General features: G+C 69.6%; 6 protein-coding genes. 5 read left to right on the top strand and 1 reads right to left on the bottom strand.

From position 1 onward, the window contains the following. The 5 genes from secD to A9X05_RS16975 form a co-directional block, all read left to right on the top strand. Nucleotides 1-1,225 (top strand): protein translocase subunit SecD (gene secD, locus A9X05_RS16995; protein WP_067782878.1); only part of this gene is annotated, 1,225 nt, incomplete at its 5' end. A gap of 3 nt (nt 1,226-1,228) precedes the next feature. Then, nucleotides 1,229-2,503: a protein translocase subunit SecF gene (gene secF, locus A9X05_RS16990; RefSeq protein ID WP_067752714.1), complete on the top strand. Its 1,275-nt coding sequence runs from the start codon at nt 1,229-1,231 to the stop codon at nt 2,501-2,503. 5 nt (nt 2,504-2,508) lie between these two features. Next, complete coding sequence (locus A9X05_RS16985) at nt 2,509-4,158, top strand: ABC transporter substrate-binding protein (protein WP_067782875.1); 1,650 nt, start codon at nt 2,509-2,511, stop codon at nt 4,156-4,158. Then, nucleotides 4,140-4,697, top strand: a complete 558-nt coding sequence (locus A9X05_RS16980; RefSeq protein ID WP_067782872.1) for an adenine phosphoribosyltransferase — start codon at nt 4,140-4,142, stop codon at nt 4,695-4,697. The genes A9X05_RS16985 and A9X05_RS16980 overlap by 19 nt, the downstream gene beginning before the upstream one ends. Nucleotides 4,698-4,738: 41 nt before the next feature. Next, the gene (locus A9X05_RS16975) at nt 4,739-7,132 is read left to right on the top strand and encodes a bifunctional (p)ppGpp synthetase/guanosine-3',5'-bis(diphosphate) 3'-pyrophosphohydrolase (RefSeq protein WP_067782869.1); all 2,394 of its coding nucleotides are present in this window, start codon (nt 4,739-4,741) and stop codon (nt 7,130-7,132) included. A gap of 27 nt (nt 7,133-7,159) precedes the next feature. On the opposite strand, the gene A9X05_RS16970 is transcribed toward A9X05_RS16975, so the two are convergent. Beyond that, nucleotides 7,160-8,887, bottom strand: a complete 1,728-nt coding sequence (locus tag A9X05_RS16970; protein ID WP_082970993.1) for a protein kinase — start codon at nt 8,885-8,887, stop codon at nt 7,160-7,162. Between the last annotated feature and the right edge of the window lie 148 nt (nt 8,888-9,035).

Raw genomic sequence — 9,035 nt, 5'->3', positions numbered from 1 at the left:
CACCGACCTCACCGGCCCGGCCCCGCCGCCCGCGCCCGCGGGGAACGCGCCACCGGCCGACGTGCCGCCGGCCGAGCAGCCCGCGCCCCCGGACCCGCGCAAGGAGCTCGCCGATCGCATCGCCGATGAGAAGAAGTGGCGGCAGAGCACCCGCCAGGGCGTCCAGTTCCTGGCGCTGCAATTCCAGGCGACCCGTTGCGACAAAGAGGACATCCTCGCCGGCAACGACGACCCGAACCTGCCCCTGGTGACCTGCTCGACCGACCACAAGGTGGCGTACCTGCTGGCGCCGTCGATCATCAGCGGCGACCAGATTCAGGACGCCACCTCGGGGATGAACCAGCGCGGCATCGGCTACGTGGTGGACGTGCAGTTCAAGCCGGCGGCCGCCAACACCTGGGCCGACTTCACCGCCGCCCACATCGGCACCCAGACCGCCTTCACGCTGGATTCCCAGGTCGTCAGCGCGCCGATGATCCAGGAAGCCATCCCCGGCGGCCGGACGCAGATCACCGGCGGCGACCCGCCGTTCACGGCCGCGACCGCCAAGCAGCTGGCCAACGTCCTCAAGTACGGCTCGCTGCCGCTGTCCTTCGAAGCGTCGGAGGCCCAAACCGTCTCGGCGACACTGGGATTGACCTCGTTGCGGGCGGGGCTGATCGCGGGTGCCATCGGGCTGGTCCTGGTGTTGCTGTATTCGCTGCTGTACTACCGGGTGCTGGGCCTGCTGACGGCCCTGTCGTTGATCGCTTCCGGCGCAATGGTTTTCGCGATACTGGTGATCCTGGGCCGGCAGATCAACTACACCTTGGACCTCGCCGGTATCGCCGGTCTGATCATCGGTATCGGCACGACGGCGGACTCGTTCGTGGTGTTCTTCGAGCGCATCAAAGACGAGATCCGCGAGGGCCGATCGTTTCGGTCGGCGGTGCCCCGGGGTTGGGTGCGGGCCCGCAAGACGATCGTGTCGGGCAACGCCGTCACGTTCCTGGCCGCCGCGGTGCTGTACGCCCTGGCGATCGGCCAGGTGAGGGGATTCGCCTTCACGTTGGGGCTCACCACGATCCTCGACGTCGTGGTGGTGTTCCTGGTCACCTGGCCGATGATCTACCTGGCGTCCAAGTCGCCGACGTTGGCCAAACCGGCATACAACGGCCTGGGGGCCGTTCAGCAGGTCGCCCGCGAACGCCGGGCTTCGTCGCAAGTGAAGACGGGACGGGGATAGCCCATGAGTGCCTCCAAGGCATCCAAGGACGCGACCGAGATCACCGAGTCCACCGGCGACGCCGCGCAATTGACCGACGGCGGCGCCGGCGAGCCGCGGCACGGCTTCATCTCGCGGCTTTACACCGGCACCGGCGCGTTCGAGGTGATCGGCCGCCGCCGCCTCTGGTACGGGATCAGCGGGGCGATCGTCGCGGTGGCGATACTGTCGATCCTGTTGCGGGGCTTCACCTTCGGCATCGATTTCAAGGGTGGCACCACGGTGTCCTTCCCGCGCGGCACCGTCCAGACGTCGCAGGTGTCCGACGTCTTCAGGAAAACCATCGGCCGGGATCCGGAGTCGGTGGTGATCGTCGGCAACGGCGGGTCCGCGACCGTGCAGATCCGCTCCGAAACGCTGACCAACGACCAGACGGCCAAGCTGCGCAACGCCCTGTTCGATGCCTTCCAGCCCAAGGGCGCGGACGGTAAGCCCAGCAAGCAGGCCATCAGCGACGCGGCAGTGTCGGAGACCTGGGGTGACCAGATCACCAACAAGGCGCTGATCGCGCTGGTGGTGTTCCTGGCGTTGGTCAGCCTGTACATCACGGTCCGATACGAGCGGTACATGGCCGTCTCCGCGCTGACGACGATGGTTTTCGACCTGACCGTCACCGCGGGGGTGTACTCGCTGGTCGGTTTCGAAGTCACCCCGGCCACCGTCATCGGCCTGCTGACGATCCTCGGTTTCTCCCTCTACGACACCGTCATCGTGTTCGACAAGGTCGAGGAGAACACCCACGGCTTCCAGCACACCACCCGCCGCACGTTCGCCGAGCAGGCCAACCTGGCGATCAACCAGACATTCATGCGCTCGATCAACACCAGCCTGATCGGTGTGCTGCCGGTGCTGGCGCTGATGGTGGTGGCGGTGTGGCTGTTGGGCGTCGGCACGCTCAAGGACCTGGCGCTGGTCCAGCTGGTCGGCATCATCGTCGGCACCTACTCGTCGATCTTCTTCGCCACCCCGCTGCTGGTCACACTGCGCGAGCGCACGGAGCTGGTGCGCACGCACACCCGCCGCGTCACGCGCCGCCGCAAGGGCGGCGCCGAACCCGCGGAGGAGACCAAGGCCGCGGAGGAGCCGAAGGCCGCCGAGGACGACTCGGCGTCGACGGCGAGCACCGCGTCCGCGCCGTCCGACAAGCCCGCACCGAGCAAGCCGGCGCCGGGCGCGCGCCCGGCGCGCCCGACCGGGACCCGGCGTCCGAGCGGCAAGCGAAACGCCGGCCGGCGGTAGTCGCCATGGCCGCCAGGTATCGCCTCGCTTGGGGCGCTATCGGTTTGGCCGCAATGCTCGTCGCGGCCGTCACGCTGGCCGCGTGCTCGGGCAGCGCCGCCTCCCAGATCGACTACGTGGTCGACGGGCGGCTGGTCACCTACAACACCAACACCGTCGTCGGCGCGGCGTCCGCAGGCGCGCAGGCCTTCGCCCGCACGCTCGCCGGCTTCAGCTACCACGGCCCGGACGGGCAGACCGTCGCCGACCGTGACTTCGGCACGGTGTCGGTGGTGGGCGGCTCGCCGTTGGTTCTCGACTACCAGATCGCCGACAACGCGGTGTACTCCGACGGCAAGCCGGTCACCTGCGACGACCTGGTGCTGGCGTGGGCCGCCCAGTCCGGCCGGTACCCGGACTTCAACGCCGCCACCCAGGCTGGCTACCTCGACATCGCCAACGTCGAGTGCCTGCCCGGGCAGAAGAAGGCCCGGGTGTCGTTCATCCCGGACCGCGGCGTCGTCGACTACAACCAGCTGTTCACCGCCACCACGCTGATGCCGTCGCACGTCATCGCCGACCAGCTGCACATCGACGTGACCGCCGCGCTGCTGAGCAACAACACCCAGCTGGTCCAGCAGATCGCCAGGCTGTGGAACACCATCTGGGACCTCAAGCCCGGGCTGGACCTCAAGAACTTCCCGTCGTCGGGCCCGTACAAGATCGAACGCGTCCTGGACGGCGGCGCGGTGGTGCTCGTCGCCAACGACCGCTGGTGGGGTCCCAAGGCCATCACCAAGCGCATCACCGTGTGGCCGCAGGGCCCCGACATCCAGGACCGTGTCAACAACCGCAGCGTCGACGTCGTCGACGTGGCGGCGGGCTCGTCGGGAACGCTGACAACCCCGGACAACTACGTTCGCGCCGATTCGCCGTCGGCCGGCATCGAGCAACTGATCTTCGCCCCGCAGGGTCCGCTCTCGCAGCCCAAGGCCCGGCGCGCGCTCGCGCTGTGCACGCCCCGCGACACCCTCGCACGCGACGCGGGGGTGCCGATCGCCAATTCGCGCCTCAACCCCGCCGCCGACGACCCCGCCACTGCCGGCGACGGCGCCGCCGAGGCCGCCCAGTTCGCCAAGGCCGACCCCGCCGCCGCCCGCGCCGCGCTCGGCGGCGCGCCGACGACGGTGCGGATCGGCTATCCGGGGCCCAACGCGCGGCTCGCGGTCAACGTCGGGGTGATCACCAAATCCTGCGCCGCGGCCGGTATCACCGTCGTCAACGTCGCCCTGGACACCTCCGGGCCGCAGGCCCTCAAGGACGGGAAGATCGACGTGCTGCTGGCCAGCACCGGCGGCGCCACCGGCAGCGGGTCGACGGGGTCGTCGGCGATGGACGCCTACGACCTGCACAGCGGCAACGGCAACAACCTGTCCGGCTACTCGAACCCGCAGATCGACAGCGCCATCGGGGCGCTGGCGGTGTCGGCCGACCCCGCCGAACGCGTCCGGCTGCTGGGTGAGGCGGCGCCGGTACTGTGGGGCGACATGCCCACGTTGCCCCTCTACCGGCAGCAACGCACGCTCCTGATGTCGAAGAAGATGTACGCGGTGAGCAAGAACCCGACGCGCTGGGGCGCGGGCTGGAACATGGATCGATGGGCGCTGGTGCAGTGACGAGCGTCGGCGGGACCTCGTCGGTGGCGGACGTCATCGCCTCGCTGCTGCGCGAGGTCTCGGACTTCCCCAAGCCGGGGGTCCAGTTCAAGGACCTCACCCCGTTGTTCGCCGACCCGCGGGGGCTGACGGCGGTCACCGACGCGCTGGCCGAGATCGCGTCCGGCGCCGACCTGGTGGCCGGGATCGACTCCCGCGGGTTCCTGGCCGCGGCGGCCGTCGCCGACCGCCTGCGCACGGGCGTGCTTGCCATCCGCAAGGGCGGAAAGCTGCCCCCGCCGGTGCACGCCGAGCACTACGACCTGGAGTACGGCAGCGCCACGCTGGAGATCCCCGCGGACGGCATCGACTTACGGGGACGCCACGTGGTGATCATCGACGACGTGCTGGCCACCGGGGGCACCCTGGCCGCGGCCGCCCGGCTGCTGGAACGCACCGGCGCCACCGTGATCGCGGCGGCGGTGGTCCTCGAATTGGCCGCGCTCGGGGGCCGTCGGGCGGTCGCGGACCTGCCCGTGCACAGCCTGAGTCGGGTCTAGCCGGCCAACCGCGCGATATCCTCGAGGTCGGAGGTGACACCGTGGCGGACGAGAAGAGCGCGGCGCAGGCGCTTGACGCGCCCACTGACGTCGCGGAGTCCCTGCTGGTCGGGGAGGCGGTCACGGCCCAGGCAGCCGAGCCGCCGGAGCAGCCGACCGAGACGCTGAAGACGTCCAGCAGCGCGTCGCGCCGGGTGCGGGCCAGGCTGGCCCGCCGGATGACCTCCCAGCGCACCACGCTCAACCCGGTGCTGGAACCGCTGGTGGCGGTGCACCGCGAGATCTATCCGAAGGCGAACCTGTCGCTGCTGCAGCGCGCGTTCGAGGTCGCCGACGAGCGGCACGCCACGCAGTTGCGCCACTCCGGCGACCCCTACATCACCCACCCGCTGGCCGTCGCGAACATCCTCGCCGAATTGGGCATGGACACCACGACTTTGGTGGCCGCGCTGCTGCACGACACCATTGAGGACACCGGCTACACGCTCGAGCAGATGTCCGAGGAGTTCGGCGACGAGGTGGCGCACCTCGTCGACGGCGTGACCAAGCTGGATCGGGTGGTGCTGGGCACCGCGGCCGAGGGCGAGACCATCCGCAAGATGATCACCGCGATGGCCCGCGACCCCCGGGTGCTGGTGATCAAGGTCGCCGACCGGCTGCACAACATGCGCACCATGCGCTTCCTGCCGCCGGAGAAGCAGGCCCGCAAGGCCCGCGAGACGCTGGAAGTCATTGCGCCCCTTGCTCACCGGCTGGGCATGGCGAGCGTCAAGTGGGAATTGGAAGACCTGTCGTTTGCGATCCTGCACCCGAAGAAGTACGACGAGATCGTCCGGCTGGTCGCCGGCCGCGCCCCGTCGCGGGACACCTACCTGGCCAAGGTCCGCGCCGAGATCACCAACACCCTGGGCGCCTCGAAGATCAAGGCTGTCGTGGAGGGGCGGCCCAAGCACTACTGGTCCATCTACCAGAAGATGATCGTCAAGGGACGGGACTTCGACGACATCCACGACCTGGTCGGCATCCGCATCCTGTGCGACGAGATCCGGGACTGCTATGCCGCTGTCGGCGTGGTGCATTCGCTGTGGCAGCCGATGGCGGGCCGGTTCAAGGACTACATCGCCCAGCCGCGATACGGCGTCTACCAGTCGCTGCACACCACCGTCGTCGGGCCCGAGGGCAAGCCGCTGGAGGTGCAGATCCGCACCCGGGACATGCACCGCACCGCCGAATACGGCATCGCCGCGCACTGGCGCTATAAGGAAGCCAAGGGCCGCAACGGCGTTCCGCACCCGCACGCCGCCGCCGAGATCGACGACATGGCCTGGATGCGCCAGCTGCTCGACTGGCAGCGGGAGGCCGCCGACCCCGGCGAGTTCCTGGAGTCGTTGCGTTACGACCTTGCGGTGCAAGAGATCTTCGTGTTCACCCCCAAGGGTGATGTGATCACCCTGCCCAACGGGTCGACGCCGGTGGACTTCGCCTACGCCGTGCACACCGAGGTCGGTCACCGCTGCATCGGGGCGCGGGTCAACGGCCGGCTGGTGGCGCTGGAGCGCAAGCTGGAAAACGGCGAGGTCGTCGAGGTCTTCACGTCGAAGGCACCCAACGCCGGCCCGTCGCGCGACTGGCAGCAGTTCGTGGTGTCGCCGCGCGCCAAGGCGAAGATCCGGCAGTGGTTCGCCAAGGAGCGGCGTGAGGAGGCGTTGGAAGCCGGCAAGGAGGCGATGGCGCGCGAGGTGCGCCGGGGCGGACTTCCCTTGCAGCGCTTGGTCAATGGCGAATCCATGGCGGCGGTCGCCCGCGAATTGCACTACACCGACGTGTCCGCGCTCTACACCGCGATCGGCGAGGGCCACGTGTCGGCCCGGCACGTGGTGCAGCGGCTGCTCGCCGAGCTCGGCGGGATCGACCAGGCCGAAGAGGATCTGGCCGAGCGGTCCACGCCGACGACCATGCTGCGCCGCCCGCGCAGCAGCGACGACGTCGGCGTCTCGGTCCCCGGCGCCCCGGGGGTGCTGTCCAAGCTGGCCAAGTGCTGCACGCCGGTGCCGGGCGACCAGATCATGGGGTTCGTCACGCGCGGTGGGGGAGTGAGCGTGCACCGCACCGACTGCACCAATGCGGCGTCGCTGCAACAGCAGTCCGAGCGGATCATCGAGGTGCACTGGGCGCCGTCGCCGTCGTCGGTGTTCCTGGTGGCCATCCAGGTCGAGGCGCTCGACCGGCACCGGTTGCTCTCCGACGTCACGCGGGTGCTGGCCGACGAGAAGGTCAACATCCTGTCGGCGTCGGTCACCACCTCCGGTGACCGCGTGGCGATCAGCCGGTTCACCTTCGAGATGGGCGACCCCAAACACCTGGGCCACCTGCTCAACGTGGTGCGCAACGTCGAAGGCGTCTTCGACGTCTACCGCGTGACATCCGCGGCGTAAGGGGCGCGCGCCCCGCCGCGGGTCCTGTCAGCCGATGCGCACGGAGTTGATGGTGACCGGGTTGGTGGGGGCGCCGCTCTGCCGATTGCCGGCGATGCCGGCCTCGGCGACCTTGTCCACGACCGCAAGACCGGCCTGGCTGATGGTGCCGAGCACGGTGCTCGTCGGCTGCATTTCGGAGTCCCGGAAAACGAGGGAGAACTGGCTGCCGTTGGTGTTCGGCCCGTCGACGGCCATGATCACGGTGCCGCGCGGATAGAGCACGGTCGCCCGGAGGCCGGGGTCCCCGGCCGGGTATTGGTTGGTCGGGTACTCGTCGGCGAATTGGTAGCCGGGGCCGCCGGAGCCGTCGGACTCGGGACCGCCGCACAGCAGCGATCCGCCGTCGGTGGAGTTGATCAGCCGGGCGCATTGGGTGTTGTCGAAGAACTGCTGCTTGGCCAGGCTGACGAAACTGTTTACCGCGCAGGGGGATTCGGAGTTGGCAAGCTGGATGCCGATGTCACCGAAGTTGGTGGAGATGGTGGCCGGGATTTCCGCGGGTTCGGTGGAGACCCTCCCGGACGGGGGTGGGCTGACGGGTTTGACGATGGTGTCCGCTGCGCTGGGGTACTGGCAGTTGGCGCCCGGATCGGCCGGCGGCGCGAACGCCGGCAACGGGGGCACCGTCGCCATGGCCTGCCCGGTCGGACCGGAGGTTGATCCCGGCCGGCCGGGCACCCGGGCGCGGGACGCGCTGGTGGACGCCGCGCTGTTGGCGGAGCCGTCGTTCTGGGTGACCAGCGCGATGACCAGCGCCACCACTGCGGCCAGCGCCAGCGTGGACGCGCCGACGATGCCCAGCAGCAGACGCCGGGAGTGGGCGGGGGCGCGATACGCCGGCTGCGGGTCCGGACTGGGGCCGGTCGGGGGGTAGTCCTGCGTGGGCGGCCCGGCGGTCGGAGGCGGCGGCGCGGCCGGCGCCTGCGGCGGATTCCATGCCGCGGTCCCGGCCGGGGCGGCCAAGGCGGCCCTGGCGGCCTCGGCAAGTTCCATCGCCGACTGATAGCGCTGTTCAACGTCTTTGGCCATCCCGCGGGCGACCACGGCGTCGAGGGCCGGGGAGACGCCGGCCACGGTTGCCGACGGCCGCGGCGGCGGCGTGTTGAGGTGCGCGTTGAGTTGCTCCTCGAGGCTCTCGCCGGCGTAGGGGCGCTTGCCGGTCAGGCACTCGTGCAGCACGCAGGCCAACGAATACACGTCGGCGCGGTGATCCGTTGCGCCCCTGAATCGCTCGGGCGCCATGTAGGCGACGGTGCCCATCGTGTGACCGGTCTGCGTGAGCGACGTGTCGGCCAGCGTGCGGGCGATGCCGAAGTCGATCAGGTAGACGAAGTCCCGCGCCTTGGTGACCAAGATGTTCTTCGGTTTGATGTCGCGATGGACCAGCCCGGCCTGGTGGGCGCTGTCGAGCGCCGCGGCCACCTGTTCGACCACCGCGACCGCGCGCTCGGGCGACAGGCGTCCACCGTTTTCGGCGATGTACTGCAACAGGTCGCGGCCCTCGATCAGCCGCATGTCGACATAGAGCCGTCCGTCGATCTCCCCGTAACTGTGGATGGGCACCACATGCGGGTCGTTCAGGCTCGCCGCGATGCGCGCCTCCCGGCGGAATCGTTGCTGAAACTCCTGATCCTCCGCCATGTTCGGCGGCAGCACCTTGAGGGCGACGACCCGGTCGGTGGCGGCGTCGTAGGCGCGGTACACCTCGCCCATGCCGCCACGCCCAAGCACGTCCAGCAATTGGTAATGCCCGAAGGATTCTGACCCCACGCCACGACCTTAAGCGGTGGACCGCCCGCGGGTCGCGCGATCTCGCCAATCGGCGTTGTGCTGCTTGGCTTTAGTCGAGCAACAGCGAGGT

The sequence above is a fragment of the Mycobacterium sp. E3298 genome (assembly GCF_001666895.1).
Lineage (GTDB): Bacteria > Actinomycetota > Actinomycetes > Mycobacteriales > Mycobacteriaceae > Mycobacterium.
This window is presented reverse-complemented; position numbering and strand designations above follow the sequence as displayed.